This is a genomic window from Clostridium sp. HCP1S3_C6, from assembly GCF_052066735.1.
Lineage (GTDB): Bacteria > Bacillota > Clostridia > Clostridiales > Clostridiaceae > Clostridium.
Map to the genome: position 1 here is coordinate 1 of NZ_JBQHRN010000040.1, position 20,618 is coordinate 20,618.

Annotated in this window: 19 protein-coding genes and 2 pseudogenes; 16 read left to right on the forward strand and 5 right to left on the reverse strand. The window is 27.7% G+C overall.

The window, feature by feature from the left end; genetic code table 11:
- Together ACTNAO_RS11455 and ACTNAO_RS11460 are read left to right on the forward strand one after the other, a co-directional pair.
- On the forward strand, window positions 1–289 hold a 289-nt coding region (locus ACTNAO_RS11455; protein WP_441029115.1), incomplete at its 5' end, for an InlB B-repeat-containing protein.
- Between the two features lie 138 nt (window positions 290–427).
- A complete protein-coding gene (locus ACTNAO_RS11460) occupies window positions 428–1,096 on the forward strand; it encodes a sugar transferase (protein ID WP_441029117.1) in 669 nt (222 codons plus the stop codon).
- A gap of 52 nt (window positions 1,097–1,148) precedes the next feature.
- Here ACTNAO_RS11460 and ACTNAO_RS11465 read toward each other — a convergent pair whose 3' ends face one another.
- The 3 genes from ACTNAO_RS11465 to ACTNAO_RS11475 form a co-directional block, all read right to left on the reverse strand.
- A complete protein-coding gene (locus ACTNAO_RS11465) occupies window positions 1,149–1,367 on the reverse strand; it encodes a DUF2922 domain-containing protein (protein WP_441029119.1) in 219 nt (72 codons plus the stop codon).
- 95 nt (window positions 1,368–1,462) lie between these two features.
- Window positions 1,463–1,684, reverse strand: coding sequence for a DUF1659 domain-containing protein (locus tag ACTNAO_RS11470; protein ID WP_441029121.1), 222 nt, complete (start codon window positions 1,682–1,684; stop codon window positions 1,463–1,465).
- An 81-nt stretch (window positions 1,685–1,765) separates the two neighbouring features.
- Window positions 1,766–2,329, reverse strand: coding sequence for a sigma-70 family RNA polymerase sigma factor (locus ACTNAO_RS11475; RefSeq protein WP_441029122.1), 564 nt, complete (start codon window positions 2,327–2,329; stop codon window positions 1,766–1,768).
- Window positions 2,330–3,956: 1,627 nt separating this feature from the next.
- Here ACTNAO_RS11475 and ACTNAO_RS11480 point away from each other — a divergent pair.
- From ACTNAO_RS11480 to ACTNAO_RS11495, 4 genes are all read left to right on the forward strand, one after another.
- Window positions 3,957–5,054, forward strand: coding sequence for a DegT/DnrJ/EryC1/StrS family aminotransferase (locus ACTNAO_RS11480; protein ID WP_441029150.1), 1,098 nt, complete (start codon window positions 3,957–3,959; stop codon window positions 5,052–5,054).
- Window positions 5,055–5,383: 329 nt separating this feature from the next.
- Window positions 5,384–6,322 carry a GNAT family N-acetyltransferase gene (locus ACTNAO_RS11485; protein WP_441029124.1) on the forward strand — a complete coding sequence of 313 codons (939 nt, stop codon included), beginning with the start codon at window positions 5,384–5,386 and terminating at the stop codon, window positions 6,320–6,322.
- Window positions 6,306–7,193, forward strand: coding sequence for a GT-D fold domain-containing glycosyltransferase (locus tag ACTNAO_RS11490; protein WP_441046285.1), 888 nt, complete (start codon window positions 6,306–6,308; stop codon window positions 7,191–7,193). The genes ACTNAO_RS11485 and ACTNAO_RS11490 overlap by 17 nt, the downstream gene beginning before the upstream one ends.
- 14 nt (window positions 7,194–7,207) lie before the next feature.
- Entirely contained in the window at window positions 7,208–8,647 is a 1,440-nt protein-coding gene (locus ACTNAO_RS11495; protein ID WP_441029128.1) for an oligosaccharide flippase family protein, read from the forward strand.
- A 177-nt stretch (window positions 8,648–8,824) separates the two neighbouring features.
- On the opposite strand, the pseudogene ACTNAO_RS11500 reads toward ACTNAO_RS11495, so the two are convergent.
- Window positions 8,825–9,108 (reverse strand): annotated as a pseudogene (locus ACTNAO_RS11500) (IS1634 family transposase); the annotation flags it as partial.
- A gap of 113 nt (window positions 9,109–9,221) precedes the next feature.
- On the opposite strand from ACTNAO_RS11500, the gene ACTNAO_RS11505 reads away from it, so the two are divergent.
- From ACTNAO_RS11505 to ACTNAO_RS11550, 10 genes and pseudogenes are all read left to right on the forward strand, one after another.
- Window positions 9,222–10,547: a transposase family protein gene (locus ACTNAO_RS11505; RefSeq protein ID WP_441029130.1), complete on the forward strand. Its 1,326-nt coding sequence runs from the start codon at window positions 9,222–9,224 to the stop codon at window positions 10,545–10,547.
- A gap of 869 nt (window positions 10,548–11,416) precedes the next feature.
- On the forward strand, window positions 11,417–12,529 hold the full coding sequence (glf, locus tag ACTNAO_RS11510) for a UDP-galactopyranose mutase (protein ID WP_441029132.1): 1,113 nt from the start codon (window positions 11,417–11,419) through the stop codon (window positions 12,527–12,529).
- Complete coding sequence (locus tag ACTNAO_RS11515; protein ID WP_441029134.1) at window positions 12,529–13,347, forward strand: DUF4422 domain-containing protein; 819 nt, start codon at window positions 12,529–12,531, stop codon at window positions 13,345–13,347. The genes glf and ACTNAO_RS11515 overlap by 1 nt, the downstream gene beginning before the upstream one ends.
- Window positions 13,348–13,358: 11 nt before the next feature.
- The gene (locus ACTNAO_RS11520) at window positions 13,359–14,237 is read left to right on the forward strand and encodes a glycosyltransferase family 2 protein (RefSeq protein ID WP_441029136.1); all 879 of its coding nucleotides are present in this window, start codon (window positions 13,359–13,361) and stop codon (window positions 14,235–14,237) included.
- A gap of 11 nt (window positions 14,238–14,248) precedes the next feature.
- Entirely contained in the window at window positions 14,249–15,349 is a 1,101-nt protein-coding gene (locus ACTNAO_RS11525; protein WP_441029152.1) for a glycosyltransferase, read from the forward strand.
- Between the two features lie 252 nt (window positions 15,350–15,601).
- Entirely contained in the window at window positions 15,602–16,021 is a 420-nt protein-coding gene (locus ACTNAO_RS11530; RefSeq protein ID WP_441029138.1) for a hypothetical protein, read from the forward strand.
- Between the two features lie 185 nt (window positions 16,022–16,206).
- A complete protein-coding gene (locus tag ACTNAO_RS11535; RefSeq protein WP_441029140.1) occupies window positions 16,207–16,794 on the forward strand; it encodes a hypothetical protein in 588 nt (195 codons plus the stop codon).
- Window positions 16,795–16,954: 160 nt separating this feature from the next.
- On the forward strand, window positions 16,955–17,566 hold the full coding sequence (locus tag ACTNAO_RS11540) for a CatB-related O-acetyltransferase (RefSeq protein ID WP_441029141.1): 612 nt from the start codon (window positions 16,955–16,957) through the stop codon (window positions 17,564–17,566).
- Between the two features lie 824 nt (window positions 17,567–18,390).
- Window positions 18,391–19,353, forward strand: a complete 963-nt coding sequence (locus tag ACTNAO_RS11545) for a glycosyltransferase (protein WP_441029144.1) — start codon at window positions 18,391–18,393, stop codon at window positions 19,351–19,353.
- A 503-nt stretch (window positions 19,354–19,856) separates the two neighbouring features.
- Window positions 19,857–20,240, forward strand: a pseudogene (locus ACTNAO_RS11550) (2-dehydropantoate 2-reductase N-terminal domain-containing protein); the annotation flags it as partial.
- A 279-nt stretch (window positions 20,241–20,519) separates the two neighbouring features.
- Here ACTNAO_RS11550 and ACTNAO_RS11555 read toward each other — a convergent pair.
- Window positions 20,520–20,618 (reverse strand): IS3 family transposase (locus ACTNAO_RS11555; protein ID WP_441046077.1); only part of this gene is annotated, 99 nt, incomplete at its 5' end.

Below are 20,618 nucleotides of genomic sequence, written 5' to 3' on the forward strand. Positions count from 1 at the left end.
AGCACAAACAGTAGAATATGGTAAAGATGTAAAACTTCCAACACCAGCAGAAAAAGAAGGATATACTTTCAAAGGATGGGAAGGACAAACTACAGGAATTAAGGCTGATGGCGAAGTACATGCTATCTATGAAAAGAATCCTGACACTCCAGGAACTGAAACTCCAGGAACTGTCACTCCAGCTCCAACAGCTGATGCAGCTCAAACTGGTTCACTTGCAGCAATGATATTAATGGCATTTGCATCATTAACAGCATTCTTCAAGAGAGGAAAAAAATCAAGAAGATAATTTAAATTAGTAAAATGAGGTTTTGCTTATGAAAATAAGCAAGCCTTATTTTTTTATAAAAAATAAATAATTTTACATATCTTGTATATAATGTGATATAATATGTTTGTATTTTGTAGCAAAAAAGTGGGGGATATTATGGAAAGATATGAAGAGGGAGCTAATGAATTTTTGTATAGCGCCCAGGATGAAGCTACAATTAATACTACGTATAAATTTTTTAAAAGAGCAATGGATATATTAGGATCAATATTCGGACTTATAATACTTAGCCCTATTTTGTTAATTGTTATAATAGCAATAAAATTAGAATCTGAGGGACCTGTTTTTTTTGCTCAGGAAAGAGTAGGGTATAAGGGGAAAAGATTTAAAATGTACAAATTTAGATCTATGGTCCAAAATGCTGAAGAACTTAAAGAAAAACTTGCAAATAAAAATGAAATGGATGGACCAATGTTTAAAATGAAGAACGATCCAAGAGTTACAAGGGTAGGAAGGATAATAAGAAAAACGAGTTTAGATGAAATACCACAATTTATTAATGTTTTAAAAGGTGATATGAGTCTTGTGGGACCAAGGCCTTCTTTAGCTAATGAAGTAGAAAAATTTGATGATTGGATGCTTAAAAGACTTGATGTAAAACCTGGCCTTACATGCTATTGGCAAGTATCAGGAAGAAATGATATTGATTTTGAAAATTGGATGAAGCTTGATGCAAAATATGTAGAAGAGCAAAGTATATGGATAGATATTAAGCTTATTTTAAAAACTGTACTAGTATTATTTGGAGACAAACATGCTTCTTAAAAAAAATACATATTTAAATGTAAAAAGGTGGCAGCCATAAGGCTGCTACCTTTTAAAATATATAAGAAGTATTTTTCTTTTCTGTCATTACAGCACTTACTTTTTCAGTAAGATATGCACCTTTACTAGTTTGAAAAATGTTTTGAGTAATTATAGTATCCATAACATTTAAAATTTGTTCTTTAGTTATGTCCTTTTTTACCTTATCTATAGCAATTGAAGTTTTTTCTCCTGTAGAAGTTTTAAAAGTTAAATTTAATGAATAATCCATAATTAATCACTCCTATACATAAAGATTTTTTTGTAAATTTTCTGCAGGTACTAATAAAAGTATTAATATCTACTATATTTTTATTTATCAAAAGCTTATTCATTTGTAAGGGTACTAGATTCAGAAATAGAAATTGATTTTATAGTTGTGTCCATAAGTGAAACTATTGAAGTAGCAACTTCATATACAGCATCAGTAGTTGCAGTAGGTTTTACATTTGAGTAATTTTTCTTTTTGTATTTTGGTTCACCAGATGAATTAACACCATCCTCATAATTAATAGTTAATAAACAGCTTTCTAAATTTTTCTTTGCCATTTTGAAGCACCTCCTAATTTATCTTACATAAAATATATACGTAATTGGGAGAAAAAAACACGCCTAAAAAAATAATTTTTTTTAATTTAAAAGTTTATTAGATAATTTAGATAAAATTCTTTTTCTCTTTTTAACACATGAATTGTAATTTAAACCATGAGTTTTGCTATATTCTTTTAAGGTTTTATCTCTATAATAAACAAAATCTATAAGCTCTTTTTCATTACTATTTAGTGAATCTAATGCTTTAGTAAGTTCAAACTTGCTATCACAATTAATAACAGGATCAATGTAAGAAATATCAATATCACTATTTTCAAAGAAACTATCAAAGGAAACTATAGTAAAGGCACTACCACTTTTTTCAGACTTTTTCTTTCGCCTTAAGATATCATATATGCCGTTTTTTATAGAATTTGTACCATATGCTACAAACTTGTGAGTTTTTGTATCATACTTAGCTAATGACTTTAGGAGTATTCTGTAACATTCATTTTCAACATCGGATATTTCATATCCAGGAATAAATGCCTTTTTAGAAAAGTTAATTATAAAAGGTCTAAAAGCTTTTATAAGTTCCTCTTTGGCTTTTTTGTCTCCAACTTTAGCTTGACATGCTAATGTTTCAATACTTTCAAAATCCATATTGTGATCCCTCCTAATTTTTTTAAGTTACTTTAATATGATTTTTTGTAACTTATGTTCACTAAAGATTTTTTAAAACCTTTACAATAAATTATATGTTAAAAAAATACAATAATGATAAGTAAATATTAATATTTTGAAAATTAGATAAAGACATATTGTTAATAAATGTATTTTTATTAGATGTATTTTAAAAAGTACATAAAAATAAAGCATTATTAATGTTTTATCAAAAATAATCCTTTACAAAGAAGATGATATTTTGGGCAATTTTAATAATTATTTATTTTTTGCTTTCATAATGTATATACGTATTTGCTAGAAAAAAACATCACTTTTAAAAATATTTTTTTGTTAAAATTTTAAAAACTAAATGTAAATATTTTTTTAAGTTAATATTATTTAAAAATGTAATAATATGTTGTATAATTGTATTGATTGAAATTTTAATTAATTATGTTAAAGAGGATTTTATTATTTAAATTAGGGGGGAAAGTGCATAATCTTTGATTTATAAATATAAAAATTAGAAGAGAAAATGGAGTTAAAGTTTAATTTTAAAATGTAATTTTTAGATTGTTTAATTGTTATATTTTGTAAATAAATTTAATATTTGTGATTTTTATGGTTAGCTTTTCTTGACAAGCAATTGAGAAGCATTATAATATACTTATGTAATATGTCTTGTAAAAAGGGTTTGGTGTTTTCTTAAGGCAAGAGTCTATATACTTGTTTTTTTGACTTATAGGTATATTATGAATATGGGCGAAGATATTACACCTAAAGTTTTAGTTCTAATTGGTTTTTAAGTTTTGTTGTTTTAAGGATAGGAGTTTATTGTTCAATAAGAAATTTGCTTACCATTATATATTGTGTCCAAATTTGTCAGTTTTGCTTGTTTAAGATACGTATTATATTTTGCGAAATATTTACAAATAAGAAAGAAATGAGACTTGCAAATTAATTTTACATAAAGTCATATATTTCAAAATAAAACGTGAGGTAAATAATGTTCAATTGGTATTATGGAGAGTTGTAGTGATGACAATAAAAAATAATAGTATAGTTAGAAATGCATTATAGAAGATAGATTAAAACATAAAAGGAATAGGAGAAAACTGGAAATGAGAGTGTTACATGTGGCTGAGTGTATCGGTGGTGTAGATAGATATTTACGCTGTTTATTAAAGTATTCATCTTGTGAAAATATAATGATTCTTTCTCAATTATACTAAGAAAGAGGATTATGTTAAACTTGCTAATCATGTGGAAATTATGCATATGAATCATAGTATCGTTTCTAAATATTATTGCCATTAAGTATGGTGAAAGAGGGATATCTAATAATAAACAATTATCATCAGTGTTAATAACTGACTATATTTCTTTGTCAAAAAAATATTTATTAAATAATATAAGTGTATTTAATACGAAGATTGCTAAAGATTATATTTTAAGAAGATTTGAAGTATATAAAAATTATAACAAAAGACTTTATATAGTGTTCTTGGCAATTAAATATATTCGCTTGTCATTATTAAATCTAAAAATAAAAATTTTAAAAGAACCAAAAGATAAGATATTTGAATATTTATTGATTAATGAAATTGAATAGGAGTGTATTATGATGAAAATACCATTTGTATCATTCAAACCATTGGAAAAAGAATTAGATAAGGAGCTTCGCAATGCTTTTGAACGTGTATACACACGTTCTTGGTATATCGAAGGTGAAGAAGATAAGGCATTTGAAAAAGCATTTGCTGATTATTGTGATAGCAAGTATTGTGTGGGGACTGGAAATGGATTAGATGCGTTAATGCTTTCATTAAAAGCATTGGGTATTGGACATGGAGATGAGGTAATTGTTCCGTCTAATACATATATTGCTACTGCATTAGCAGTGACTTATGTTGGGGCTACACCAGTATTTGTTGAGCCAGATATAAGGACATTTAATATTGATTCAAGTAAAATTGAAGAAGCTATTACTAAAAAAACAAAAGTAATAATGCCAGTTCATCTTTATGGACAAGCATGCGATATGGATTCAATTATAGAAATTGCAAAGAAGTATAGTTTATTTGTAATTGAAGACTGTGCTCAAGCACATGGGGCTAAGTATAAGGGAAAAGTAATTGGTTCATTTGGAGATGCAGCAGCTTTCTCCTTTTATCCAGGTAAAAATTTAGGTGCACTTGGTGATGCTGGTGCAATGGTTACCCAAAATAAAGAATTAGCCCAAAAAGTAAGAATATTAGGAAATTATGGATCTGATTATAAATATCATCATATAATGCAAGGTAATAATTCGAGACTTGATGAATTGCAAGCTGCTTTTTTGACTGTTAAGCTTCCTTGTTTGGATAATGTTAATTCAAAAAGAAGAAAAATTGCTCAAAAGTATCTTGACGGAATCAAAAATTCAAAAGTTATTCTTCCTTATGTTCCTGAATATGCAGTTCCTGTTTGGCATATTTTTGCAATCAGATGTAAAAGAAGAAATGAATTAGAAAAGTTCTTAAATGATGCTGGTATTGGGACAAATAAGCATTATCCCATTCCTATGCATTTGCAGGAATGTTATAAAGACCTTGGCTTTAAAAAAGGACAATTTCCGATTGCAGAAGAAATTAGTGCTACAGAATTAAGCATCCCCATGTACTATGGTATGACTGATGAAGAAATACAATATGTGATAAATAAGTTAAATGAGTTTAGATAAGGAATGAGATAGAAAATAAAGAATAAAATGTACAGATAAAATATTTTGATTTAAGTTCTATTTATTCAAATTCAATTTTCAGATTGTTTGAATTTTCTATTGGTGTAATATAGTTTTAATGAAAAATGAGCTAGATAATTGTGAATGTATAAAAAAATATTTATATAAAATTTGCAAGATAACAATCAAAAGATATAACATTAGCAATAACTTTGCTGTTATTTTACTGGGATAAGTTTATATGCATTTTAATAACAGTTGTTTTGCATGAGTATGTAGAAAAAAATTAAGAAAATATTTTAAAAGAAAATTTTTGGAGTAAATTAAAAATGAGATTAAGAGATTTAAAGCTGAAGGATGCTCCACTTATGCTTGAGTGGATGCATGATAAGAGTGTAGTTGAAAAATTACGTGGAAAATTTAAAGAAAAGACTATAGAAGATTGTGAGTCTTTCATAAAAAAATCTAAAAATAAGGAACATGATATTCATCTTGCTATTGTAACTAATGAAGACGAATATATGGGAACTGTTAGTTTGAAAAGTGTTGATAAAAAAAATAGTAGTGCAGAGTTTGCAATTACTGTAAGAAAATGCGCTATGGGTAGGGGGTATTCATGGTATGGAATGAAAGAAATAATTAAATTAGCATTTAAAGAATATGGTCTTGAAAGTGTTTATTGGTGTGTTTCCAGAGAAAATGATAGAGCTGTAAGGTTTTATGATAAACATAATTTTCATGAAGCTGTGGATATTCCTTTAACTGTTCTTGCACGCTATGAAGGAATGGAAAACTTAAAATGGTATTCTGTTCTTAAAGGGGATGTCTTTGATAATCGTAAAGAAGTTGCTGGGTGTAAGATACTTCATTTAAAAACTATTCCTACAGTAGGAGCTGGAGAACTTTCATTTTTTGAGGCAACTCATGATGTTACTTTTGAATTTAAGAGGATGTATTATATTTCAAAAGTACCAGAAGGAACAAGACGAGGGTTTCATGCACACAAAAAATTGAAACAATTGTTATTCTGCCCTTATGGAAGGATTCAACTTGTTCTTGAAAATGAGCTCGGCAGAGAAGAGATTGAATTGTCTGATCCATCCATAGGTGTTGTTATAGATAGGCCAACTTGGAGAGAAATGTTATGGTTACAGAAAGATTCAGTGCTTTGTGTAGCTGCATCTGATTTCTATGATGTGGATGATTATATTAGGGACTATCAAACATTTAAGGAGTTGTTTTTAAATAAAAATGAAAAAAGTATATAATTTTTTACGTAATATAAAATTTCTAATGAATCATAATATCAGAAAAGAAATTAAGGAGTCTCGTTATAACACACTTCTAAATGTAGAAGATTATTGTAATTATGAAATGAGTGAAAACTTTTTAGCGGAATCTAAAAGATTAAAAATACTTGATTATGAAGAAACTTTAAATAATATCTTAAAAAATCCTAAGAGTTTTTGTAGATTTGGTGATGGTGAAATTGATATAATGAATGGAAAGTCAATTCCATTTCAAAAATTTGATGAACGTTTAGCAAGAATTATGTTAGAAATATTAGAAGATGAAATTACTGATTTATATGTGGGGATTAATTACAATTATTTTCATTCTACTAAAATGTTGAATTCTTACAATAGAAAATTTTATTTAATGGATGTAAGACCTTATAGAGAATTTCTTTTAAATCATTGTTCAATGAAAAGAAAGTATATAGCAGCAGCATTTAATCAGCTTTATATGTTTTATGATAAGTATAATTTTGATTACTACTACCAAAGAATAAAATTATTGTTTAAAGATAAAGAACTTGTCATTTTTACAGGAAAGGGAGTTTTTAAAGAACTTAAATATGATGTCTTTGAAGAATGTAAAAGAAAAAAAGTCATAGAATGTCCATCTATTAATGCATTTTCTGAATATGATAATATTTTAAATAGAGCAAGAAAATTCCCCCAAAATAAGGTCTTATGTTTTATACTAGGTCCAACATCTAAAGCATTAGTGTATCAATTAACTAAAGAAGGATATATGGCTTGGGATATTGGTCATATGGCTAAAGACTATAACATGTATATGAGAAATGTAGAAAAAAGTGCAATAGAAATAAATGAATTTTACAAACCAGATTGATTGGGAGTTGTCATATGAGTAATAAAAGATCAAAAAGATTATTGAAGGATATTATACTATTTGCAATTGCCTCTTTTGGACCTAAATTGTTAAGTTTTTTTCTTGTTCCTCTTTATACTTCTTGTCTTACACCTGAAATATATGGTATTAGTGATTTATTAGCAACAATAACATCTTTACTTCTTCCAATTTTAATGGTTGACATTTCAGATGCTATAATTTTATATACAATTGAAGGGAAAAATGAAGAAAGCAAAAATCAGCCTTTAAAATTTGGTACAGAAATTTTATTAGTTAGTTCATTTGGTTTAGGTCTAATTTTGTTGGGAATTAGTGCTCTTTCATACAATAATTTGCGTTTTATTTCTTATTTAGTGTATATTTTTTTGAGTTATTTTACGTTTGCATTATATAATAATCTTCTTGCTTATTTAAGAGGACAAGACAAAGTAAATTCTGTTGTTATAGCTGGTATTTTAAATTCACTAGTTTCATTGCTGTCCAATGTTATATTGATTCTTTATTTTAATATGGGACTATATGGTATTCTAATATCTAGTGTTTTGGGAACTTTTGTTGCAAATATATACATAGTTTTTAAGATTAATTTCTTTACCATTTTAAAGAATACTAATAATCTAAATAAAGCAGATAAAATAAAAATGATTTCATATAGTGTACCTTTAATCTTTACAGGATTGGCTTGGTGGGTTAATAGTTCATCTGACAGATTATTTATATCTGCATTTGCTAGTGTTAGTATAAATGGTATATATGCTATTGCAAACAAAATTCCAACGATTTTAAGTGCATGTCACAGCATTGTATATCAAGCTATGCAATTGAGTGTGTTTAAGGAAATTCATTCTGATGATAAAGATGAGTATTTAAAATCACTTTATAGTATTTATTCATTTATTATGCAAAGTATTTGTTCAATTTTAATTTTTTTTGATAAAGTACTTGCTAAAATTCTTTTCAAGGAAGATTTTTATATTGCTTGGAAATATTCACCGGCACTATTAATTTCAATTGTATTTTTTTCAATAGCTGGCTATTTAACTACTATATATGCAGCAGAAAAAGAAACTAAACTTATTGCTAAAGCAACAATAATTGGAGCTATAGTTAATTGTGTATTAAATATTCTTTTTATTCCTAAATTTAAATTATTTGGTGCAGTTATAGCGACAGTTATAGGGTATTTCTTGATTTGGTTGATAATGGCACTTGGCGCAAAAAAAATAATAAATGTTGATTTACCATTGAAAGATAATATTGTTTGTGGGTTATTATTGATATTTCAATGGGTTTCTCTTCTAATATTAGATAATAGCTATTTAATACAATTTATTATTATTGTATTGTTCTTCATGTTGAATAGAAAAACAATTATTAAGATATTTAATATAGCTAATAGGATGATTTTCAATAAAATTAAAAAGAAATATTAGAAGTTATTTTTTAAAAATATAAGTGTAATTATTTGGTTCTTCCGCATATATCCGTATTTATGCTATAGTTAATAGTATAATCCCATCTTTGACAGTTGGGAGAGGCAAAAATCCTGTAAGCCCTTATAGAATATGGACTACAGGATTTTTGATATTAAAAAAATATGTGTACTTTTTTTATTTTTTAGTATCTTTTAAAATTTTTTTCATATTTTTTTTGCTAATAATTTGATAATCGGTGCGAAAGCCGAAAGTTTCATGCAATGTATCAGTTAAATCTGTTCTAATATAAGTAGGAATATATCCTTCTGAATTTGTTTTATAAAAATTCATATTTCTCAAAGTTGAGATAATTTCTGAACAAGTATATTTATAATCTAATTTTTTTCTAAATATCTAAATAAAACCAATGATAAATAGCAAGTAGTAAAATGAGCTTTAATTCTATCATCACGGCTTAAGCCCCTACAGAACTGAAAGGTAAAAAAAATTCTCATTAAATTGTATAGAAATCTACGCATTTCCCGTGTGATGAAGTAAAATAAAAGAAAAACTTTGTCTCACAGGAGGGCTTATGGGAAGGAAAGAACAAAGAATTAAAAATAAGTTAGAAAAAAATCCAATAAAAGAATGTCTTAGTATTCAAAAAAAGTTTTATCCAAGACTATTTAATAAATTTAATGAGGTAGCCGATCCACGTAATTCAAGCTATATTGATTATTCAAATCGTGTTATGTTAGGAACATTATATTTTAAATCAATATGTTCAGTTCCATCTATGCAGAGTATGACTAATTATTTTAATAAAGATGAAGTAGTTTCAAATATTTATAATATCCTTGGAGATAAAGAAAAGGAGTATCTGCCTCATTATGTAACGCTAAATGAATATTTAGAACGATTAAATCCTAAAGAACTTGAAAATATTCAGCATGATATAGTGTACCGAATGATTCGAAGAAAGACATTTAATGATGCAAAAGTATTTAAAAAATGGCTTGTTATAGTTGATGGAACAGAGCTCGATGAAGGTCTTCAAAAGAAAAATGATAATTATCTTGAAAGGTGCTATAATCGTGGAACAAGTGAAGAATATATCAGGTATCACCGAAGTGTTTTAGAAGCAAAAATATATTTTGGAAATAGTCTTATAGCAAGTATAGCAACGGAGCCCATTGAAAATGATGCTGAGTATTCAAGAAAAAAACTTAGTGACGAAGTAATAAAACAAGATTGCGAAAGCAAAGCATTTTTACGTCTTTCACAAAAGTTAAAAAAGGCATATCCTAGACTCCCTATTTGTATACTTGCAGATGGACTTTATGTGTCTGAAAAAGTGATTAACAAATGTAAAGAATATAATTGGGACTATATAATTCGTTATAAAGAAGGTTCAGCATCAAGTATAGCACAAGAATATAATGCTATTCCAGAAAGAATGAAAGCAGAAAATGCTGAGTTCGCAAATGAGATTATTTATAAAGATGGAACTGTAAATGTACTAAAATATACAGAAACAAAAGTGAAAAATGGAAAAGAAATTACAACAATATTTCAATGGATAACAAGCATTGAAATTACAGAAAAAAATGCAGTTAAACTAGCCGGAGCCGGAAGGAAACGATGGAAAATTGAAAATCAAGGATTTAACAGACAAAAGAGATGGCAAGGAAATATAGAACATGCTTATAGCCACAATGCTAATGCTCAAAAATGTCATTATTTGATGGAACAGATAGCGGATTTTATAAAGCAGCTTTATGAATATTTTTTCTTAAATAAAAATGAAATAAAAAAGAAACAAAAAAATATATCTTCTGACTTGTTAGCTAGCATTAGCAGGCAACTAACAGCAAAAGATATATCAACAATTGATATGCATACCGCAGCATACAACTAACTTAACTATACCAAAGGAAGTGATGTCTGGCAAGAGTAAATTTAACTAAATAATCCACAAAAATAAAAATTGGTAATCTAAACCATATAATTGTGGATAATTTCATAAAAACATAGCAAAAATGTGAATTAAAATAAAAAAGTTAAATTTACAGAAAAAAATGGTCAGATAAAAAAATTTACCTTTCAGGTCTGGCAATGGATCTTTTGTTGACAAATAATGAATAATCATTATAATATACTTATGTAATGTATTTTATGAAAAATATTCATGTTGGACTATCTTGGATGAATGTTGGTAAAGGTTTAGTTATTATGATCTCATTCCGTATTGTTTTTCTTAGGGTAGGGTTTGGAAAATATGATGTTGTGCATATTCATATAGAGGACCTTGTTTTTTTATTTCTAAGTGGTTGAAAAAAAGGTAGCTATTACTTTTATATAATGTAAGATATTGTGTGATTAAACTAGAAAATACCGTTTAATTATTGTAATTTAGTGGAATGACTATCTTCTTGGAAAGCCTATTCATATTGGATAAAAGAACCCTTCACTAAGATTCAAGTGGTTTAAGCAGAATAATGGTCTATATTATTTTAGAGAAGAAACATACGCATCAGATCTATGTTAATTCAATAAAATAACTTATAGGATATAAAACAAAGAAAATTCAGAGTCAAGCCTGTGAGAAGCCAAAACTTTAAACAGGTTATTTACTATGCTTATGGGTATATGTTTGTTCATAGCATAATAGCATAGAGGTAATTAAGAGTGATTACTTCTATAGTGCTAACAAGCACTAATAAATTACTGTGAAAAAGCGAATAAGTGTATTTCGTAAAAAAGGTATCACAGGAAGGGAAGATAAGGATGTACGATTATTTAGTAGTTGGATCAGGATTATATGGATCTATTTTTGCAAGAGAAGCAACTGACAAGGGATATAAAGTGCTCGTTATAGATAAAAGAGACCATGTTGGTGGCAATATCTATACAGAAAAAGTTGAAGGCATTAATTTTCATAAATATGGAGCACATATTTTTCATACAAATAACAAAGAAGTATGGGACTATTTAAATCGTTTCTGCACGTTTAATAGATTTACAAATAGTCCGGTTGCTAATTATAAAGGCGAATTATATTCTATGCCTTTTAATATGTACACATTTAACAAAATGTGGGGCGTTGTGACACCAGAAGAAGCAGAAGCTAAGATTGAAGAACAGAAAAAGGAAATTGTAGGTGAACCTAAAAACCTTGAGGAACAAGCTATTTCTTTAGTTGGAAGAGATATCTATGAAAAGTTAATTAAAGGATATACAGAAAAACAGTGGGGAAGAGACTGTAAAGATCTTCCTGCATTTATTATCAAACGATTACCAGTTCGTTTAACCTTTGATAATAATTATTTCAATGCTTTATATCAGGGTATTCCAATAGGTGGATATACAAAGATGATTAAAAACATTCTTGAAGACATCGATGTTAAGCTTAGTGAAGATTATTTAGATAGAAAAGAATATTGGAATAATCAAGCCAAAAAGGTTATTTATACAGGGCCAATTGATGCTTTTTATGAATATAAGTTAGGTACTCTTGAATATAGAAGTGTTCGATTTGAAAGTGAAGTTTTGGATAAACCAAACTTTCAAGGAAATGCTGCAGTTAATTACACAGATAGAGAAACTCCGTGGACTCGTATTATTGAACATAAATGGTTTGAATTTGGTAAAGATGAAAATGGTAATGATTTATCTAAGACAATTATTTCTAAAGAATACTCTTCTGAATGGGAACCAGGAGATGAACCATACTATCCAGTTAATGATGAGAAGAATGGACAGCTTTATGCTAAATACAAAGAATTAGCTGATCAAGAGACGAATATGATCTTTGGAGGACGTCTTGGCGAATATAAGTATTATGACATGGACGCTACAGTAGCTTCAGTACTAGAAATGTGTAAAAAGGAATTGAACTAATGAAAGAATATTCTGTAAAAATTATTATTGCAGCGCATAAAAAATACAAGATGCCTACTGATATAATGTATATACCTTTGCAAGTTGGTGCAGAAGGAAAGAAAAATGATAATGGAAATGTATTAGATCTTGGTTATGTTAAGGATAATACAGGAGATAATATTTCAAGTTTAAATTCATCTTTTTGTGAATTGACAGGACTTTACTGGGCTTGGAGGAATTTGAATACTGATTATATAGGTCTAGCTCACTATAGAAGGCATTTTTCAATGAAGAATAAAAAAGGATTTGAAAATGTACTTAGCTATGAAGATTTAAAACCATACTTAGGAAGGATAAAGGTGTTTGTTCCCAGCAAAAGAAAATATTACATTGAGTCTCTTTATAGCCATTATGCACATACACATTATTCAGTACACTTAGATGAAACAAGAAAAATAATTTTAGAAAAGTACCCAGCGTATTTGAATAGCTATGATGAGGTAATTAAACATAACTATGGGTACATGTTTAATATGATGATCATGGAATATTCTCTTTTGGATGATTATTGTTCTTGGTTATTTGACATATTATTTGAACTTGAAAAGCGAATGAATATGCAAGGGTTAAGTGCTTTCCAAGGAAGATTTTATGGACGAGTCAGTGAGATCATTTTTAATGTATGGTTAGATGAAAAAATAAAGTCTGGTATCATTAAGACTGATGAAGTAAAAGAAATTCCATGTATTCATATGGAAAAAATAAATTGGTGGAAGAAAGGAACTGCATTTCTGAAAGCTAAATTCTTTGGTAAAAAATATGAAGGCAGTTTCTAATGGGGATGATTATGAATAAGGTTGCAGCTATAGTTGTTACATACAACAGAAAAGAACTACTTGCAAAATGCATAGAAAAACTACAAAAACAATCAGTTTCGTTAGATGTACTTGTTATAGATAATGCAAGTACAGATGGAACAAAGGAATTATTTGCTAAAGATAAGCCTGGAGTACGTTATTTTAATACTGGAAGTAACCTTGGTGGAGCTGGTGGATTTAGCTTTGGAATAAAAAAAGCAGTGGAATTAGATTACGAGTACCTATGGATTCTTGATGATGATACTATGCCGACAGAAACAGCTTTGGAAGCATTTTTGAATAAGGATAAACAGCTTAATGGAGAATATGGCTTTCTTACAAGCAAGGTACTATGGAAAGATGAAGTTATATGTACAATGAATGTGCAGAAGATTACAAAATGGAAACAGTTAAAAGATTTTAATAGAGAACAAACTGTGCAGTACGCTTCATTTGTATCACTATTTATAAAATGCGATACTGTAAAAAAAATAGGACTTCCATATAAAGAATTCTTCATCTGGGCAGATGACTGGGAATATACTAGAAGAATATCAAAGACAGAAAAATGCTATTTTGTTCCACAAAGTGTAGTTCATCACTGGTGTAACAGCAATGTTGGAGCAAATATCATTACAGCAGATGCTGATAGAATGGAACGCTTTAAATACATGTACAGAAATGATGTTGTTATGTATAGACAGGATGGAATAGAAGGAAGTATTTATCTTTCAATACGTAATATGTTACATAGAATTAGAATTTTTATAGATGGGAAAGATGTCAAAGAAAAAATTGCTTTAATAAAAAATGCAACAAAAGAAGGAAAGAATTTCAATCCTAAAATTGAATTTCCTAAAGGAGAGTAGTTTTGAAAAAAGTGTTAGAGGTTTTTGGAGAACCTATTTCAAGAGGTGGACAGGAATCATATGTAATATCTGCATTACAAAATATGGATTTATCAAATCTTAGTGTTGATTTATTTACGCCATATTTTTGCGATAATCAAGATTATATTGAATACGTAAACAGTATTGGTGGTAAGGTTGTTCATATAGATTTACCTTTTAAAGTAGGTGGAACTAGACGTGAAATAATACCTTATTTTGAGGAATATTTAAATAAAAATAAATATGATGTTGTTCATATTCATTCAGGTAGTATTTCTGTTTTGGCTTATTATGCAAGGACTGCTTCAAAAAACGGAATAAATAAAGTAATTGTTCATTCACATAGCTCTGGTGTAAAAGAAAATCTAAAACACTTTTTAATGAAAATATATGCTTCTGGAATGTTTAAGATGTATGCTACAGATTTTTGTGCTTGTTCTATGGAAGCAGCAAAATGGAAATTCCCTAAGAGTGTTTTGTCAAAGGTAAAGATACTGAATAATGGTGTGGATTTAGAAAAGTATAAGTTTGATTCAATAATAAGACAACAGATGAGAAATTCATATGGAATAAAAGACGATGAATTGGTATTAGGACATGTTGGACGATTTACACATGAAAAAAATCAGATATTTCTTATTGACATTTTTAAAGAATATGTAAATCGAATAGGGGATGCAAAACTAGTTCTTGTTGGAGATGGAGTTGAAATTAAATCCGTTAAGAATAGAGCAAAAGAACTTAGAATAGATGAAAAAATAATATTTGCAGGTGCTAGAAATAATGTTAGTGAATATATGAACATGTTTGATATTTTTTTGTTTCCTTCGCTTTATGAAGGTTTAGGTATTGTGGGAATTGAAGCCCAAGCAGCAGGTTTGCCTGTAATTGCATCTAAAGGAATACCTGAAATGATGAAGGCTAGTGACAATGTATGTTTTATAAGCTTAGATAATACTGCTGAATGGATAAAAGATATTAATAGATACAGAAACAAAACAAGATTTAATAATACAGAAAGCATTAGAAATAAGGGATTCGATATTAAAGAAACATCAAAAGTTGTGCTTGAAATGTATATGAATTCCTAAAAGCTAAGTGAGGATGGTTAAATAATATGCGATATGGAGTAAGCGTTAAAACAAAAACGAATATTGTAGGTGAATTTTTAAATGCTGCAACAGCTTTATTTTTAGTATTGAATTGTCAAAGTGTATGGCAAAATTCAATTGATAATAATTATCATATCTATGAAATTTGTTTTATCTTAATAATTCTTGAAACTATGTATACAGCTTTTCACTGGAATAAAGGAAATAGTATAACTTATTGGAACATTGAGTTTGCTCTCATTTAAACAGGATACAGCATCATATACTGCTAGATTTGATGATTATATAGCTGGAATCAAATGTTGGATCAAAAGCCCAATTTATGGGAATGGATATGAGAATCTTGATTTGTTAAGAACTTTTATGTCTGTAAATCGTTCTTGGAATCAAGGGTTCAGCAATACTATTTTTTCCGTATTGGCTTATGGAGGTCTATTATTTGTCATTCCTTATGTTGTTCCAGTTATAAGAGGTATATATTTGGGAGTAAAAAAAGGAGACTATAAGTTACTTGAATTTTCATTAATTTATCTGGTACTCTATTTTACTGTGATTTTTTATACTTTTTATATCAATTTTGCTATATGGGCTTTTTTAATGTGCAAATATCGAATTAGTTTGCAAGAAAATATAAGTAAAGGAACTCAATAATATATGACAGTAACCATGAATAATATTGTAGCTTTGATTTTGAATTATAACACTTATATATTGACTAAAGAATGTGTAGATTCTTTATTAAAATTTTCTAATGAATTGAATATTTTAATTATTGATAATGGCTCTACGGATAGCTCTTTTAACGAGTTAGAAAATGAATATAAATTTGAAAAAAAGTGAAATTAATAGAAACTGGCTCTAATTTAGGATATGCAAAAGGTAATAATTATGCATTTAAATATATTAGAAAAAATTTTACAGACATTAAATATGTAATTGTAATGAAACCAGATATAGTTATTGACAAGAAAGAGACTATTGTTGCATTATATGACTTTTTAGAAAGTAATGATGATTATTCTATTGTTTCATGCCAAACTATCTTTAACGATACTTGGCGTGGATTTTTAGATTACGGTTGGAAGTATCCATCAAATAAAAATTTATATTGGGCAGGGACATTTATTGGAAAGCTATTTATAGAAGATATGAATGAAAGGTATTCTTGTATCAATGTTTCAGAAGAAACACTTGCTACTACTGTTGATGTAGTTTCTGGATGCTTTTTTATGGCAAAGTTAGAAGATTTAGAACAAGTTGAGCTATTTGATAATAGAAATTTTTTGTATTATGAAGAAAATATACTTTCTAGAAAACTTAGTTCTATAGATAAGAAAGAAGCAATCCTTTTAAATCGTTTTGTGTATCATAATCATCAATCAAAAGATAAAAATTTGGTTGATTACAAAAAAAAGATTATTTGATAGAAAGTGTTTTCATGAATCCAAAATGATTTACGTTAATAATTATTCTTCTTTTTCTGGAATGCGTTTAATTCTATGTAATTTGATAAATAATATTGATTTTTGTATAAAAACTATTTTGTATAAAATTTTAATTCTTTTAAGGTTATAGGAGGGCTTTATGCTATTAAACTATTCAAGAAGATTAATTAAGAAAATAAAGTGGCGTAGACTTAATAAGCATAACTTCACTGTGTATAACGAAATATTTGGGGATATGAATAAAATTCATGTAGGAAGATGCACATATGGTGAAATTTATGTTTCGTCTCCTAATACAAGTAATGAATTATATATAGGTAATTTTTGCTCATTGGCTGGAGAAGTAAGATTTCTTTTAGGATCTGATCATCCTGTTAACCAATTATCTACATATCCATTTAAAAGTAAAATTACTTGTAATGGAATTGATGCTATTTCAAAAGGAGATATTATAGTAAGAGATGATGTTTGGATAGGGCAAAGGGCTATTATTCTATCTAATGTTAATATTGGGCAAGGTGCTGTAATTGCTGCAGGCTCTGTTGTCACTAAGGATGTTCCTCCTTATGCAATTGTAGGTGGAGTGCCAGCAAAGGTTATTAAGTATCGTTTCTCTCCAGAAATGATAAAAGAATTGTTGAAAATTGATTACAGTAAATTGACAGATGAGATGATAAAGGAACATATTAATGATTTTTATACTGAATTAAAAGATATAAAACAGCTTGAGTGGGTGCCTAAAAGATATTGATAATCTAAATTCTAGAGTATTGAATATTATTAAAGCAAAATTATGTAGAAAATTGTATATTTTACTGAATCTATAAAAAATATATATAAAATAATAATTAATCATAGATTAATATGAATTTGTGGAAGGAGAAAATAGCTTGATAAATGATGTTTTACTATTGTTAAAGTCTAAATGGAAGTATTATAGCTTTAAAAAAAGTGGATAAGTATTAATAATCATAATGGTACATTTCCAACGTATCAATTCAATATGGAATGTGTTAATGTTGGAAAAGAAACATATGGTCTATTATATGTATTGACATTAAATAAAACCCAAATACTTACAATTATAAGTTATTGTTTCATTACACCTGAAGTATGTTTTTTATTATGTGTAGATCATGCAACAAATTACATTTCCGTTTTAGGTGAAGATATTGTATTCTGAGGAATTTGAAGGACAATCCAAGGGAGATATTTTAGTATATGATGACGTTTGGATAGGCTATAGAGCTATAATATTATCTTGAGTAGAGATTGATTAGGAAGCTATTATTGCAGCTGGTTCTGTAGTTACTAAAAATGTTCCTCATTATGTATTGTTGCAGGTGTTCCAGCAAAAGTAATTCGTTACTGTTTTTCAAAATATATATGCAATGAGTTGTTAAGGGTAGATTATAACAATATAACAAAAAATGGTTGGATAAATATTGTAAAGAAATGTATACTCTAATTACAGTGATATCGCAATTAGACATAATACATAAAAATGCGGAATAGATAATATGAATGTTTATTGATATAAATTGATAAAATATATAAAAGTGAGAGGAAGGATAAATGAAAAAATATGATGTATCAGCCTTGATTTGTACATATAATCCTGATTTGGACAAACTATTAATGACAGTTAAATCTTTTCTACTTCAAGAAAAAATTAAAATTCAAATAGTAATTACGGATGATGGATCTGAAGATGATTATTTTATGAAGATAGAAGAAATTTTTAAGAAAGAAAATTTTACTGATTATAAATTTGTTAAGAACAAAAAAAATAATGGAACTGTATTAAATATATGTACTGGATTGAAAGTATGTGATGGTGAATATATAAAAGTACTTTCTCCTGGTGATTATATTTGCAGTGAAAAATCTTTATACGATTGGTTAGTATTTATGAAATCAGGAAACTATGTAATGAGTGGTTCGGATTATATATGTTATGGAGTAGATGAGAATAAAGAGGAACATACTTTAGTTCAAAAAGCACATCCTCAATTAACTAATTTAGAAGGGAAAAGGCTAAAATATAATTATTTGCTTAATAATGATATTTTTTTAGGTGCTGCTATTTTAGTTAAAAAGGATGCTTTGTGTAAATATATTGAGTTAATAAAAGGTAAAGTTAAATATGCCGAAGATAATTATTTACGCATTATGGTGTACTGCAATGAAAAAGTAAGTTTTTATCCATGCACTACAATAATGTATGAAGTTGGAACAGGGGTATCTACTTCTGGAAAAGAGAAATGGCAGAAATTGTTACAAGCAGATTGGGAAATGACAGATTCTATCATAGAAAATATAGATATTTTAGACAAAAAATTCAAATATGACTTTAGTAAGATAGCAAAACTAAGTAAAGATACAGGTAAAGTAAAATTATTTCAAAAGTATATTAGGTATATTAGCATAAAAGGGTTGATTTTGACTAAAATGCGTATAAAAATAAAACCGAGATTTACAACTAATTGTTTGCCTGTGGAATGGTTAAAAAAAATAAAGCAGAAAAGCTATAATTGAAACTATGAGAAATGATAAATTTCAAAGTTAATTTTCTCTATAATACAATGTAATTATATTATGAATAATATTGCAGTCATATCTAGTATGAATAGAATAACAAGAGATTTTATTATTGATGAAACTATAAATAATATTGCCAAAAGTATTAAGTAGATAGTCTGGAAGAAATTAAACGCAAAGCAAATAGAATTAATATGTAATTATGCAACAATATAACTTTTAAGGAAAAATCATTAAAGATAGATATTTTAATAATTAATATTGGTGTATTGCAATTGATGGTACACATATTGGAAGTTTTAATCATAAAATTTCCAATATGTATTTTAGGATATAGCTTTTATACGCGCAAAAGGTTTGTTTTTGTTACTAATACTATTTTTTAATTATTAACTGGTATATAATATAGTATATTAAATACTATATTGTTATAATATTTAAAATAAGTAGCATTAATGTATAAATATGGTTGAATCAATGATTAAGAAAGGAAATATAAAATGAGAATTACAGTTATTGGTGGCGGTAATATTGGAACATTGATGGCAGCAGAAATGGCACATAAAGGTCATCAGGTTACTATGTACACATCAAAACCACAAAAATGGCATAGAAAATTAGAGGTATATGATATAAAAGAAAATTATATATTGGGTGGTATTTTGTATAAAGTGACAAATTCTATTAAAGAAGCAATTGAGGATGCAGAATATATATGGGTAGCTATGCCTGCACAATTATTAAGTAGCATTGCATTTAAAATGTTACCATATGTGAAAACAAAACAGAAAATAGGAATTGTTCCTGGAAGCGGTGGAGCAGAATTTGCATTTAAAGAATTTATAAAAAAAGGATGTATATTATTTGGATTGCAAAGGGTACACAGCATAGCTAGATTAAAAGAGTATGGTAAATCTAGTTATATGTTAGGAAGAAAAAAAAATATTTATATTGCTTCCATTCCACGAAAAGAGGTTAAATGTATTTGTAAAGATGTAAGTTTTTTATTTAATATGCCATGTGAACCACTTGATAATTATCTTTCAGTAACTTTGACTCCTTCAAATCCAATTTTGCATACAACTCGTTTATATTCTATATTTAAGGATTATAAAGAAGGAGTTTGGACCTATGTCAATATAGTAGACACATTTTTTAGTTTTTTAAGCAGATTGTGTAATAAGATCTTCATAAGCTTGTGGAGTCATATAACCAATTCTGCTATGAATTCTTTTTCTGTTATACCAACTTTCAATATACTC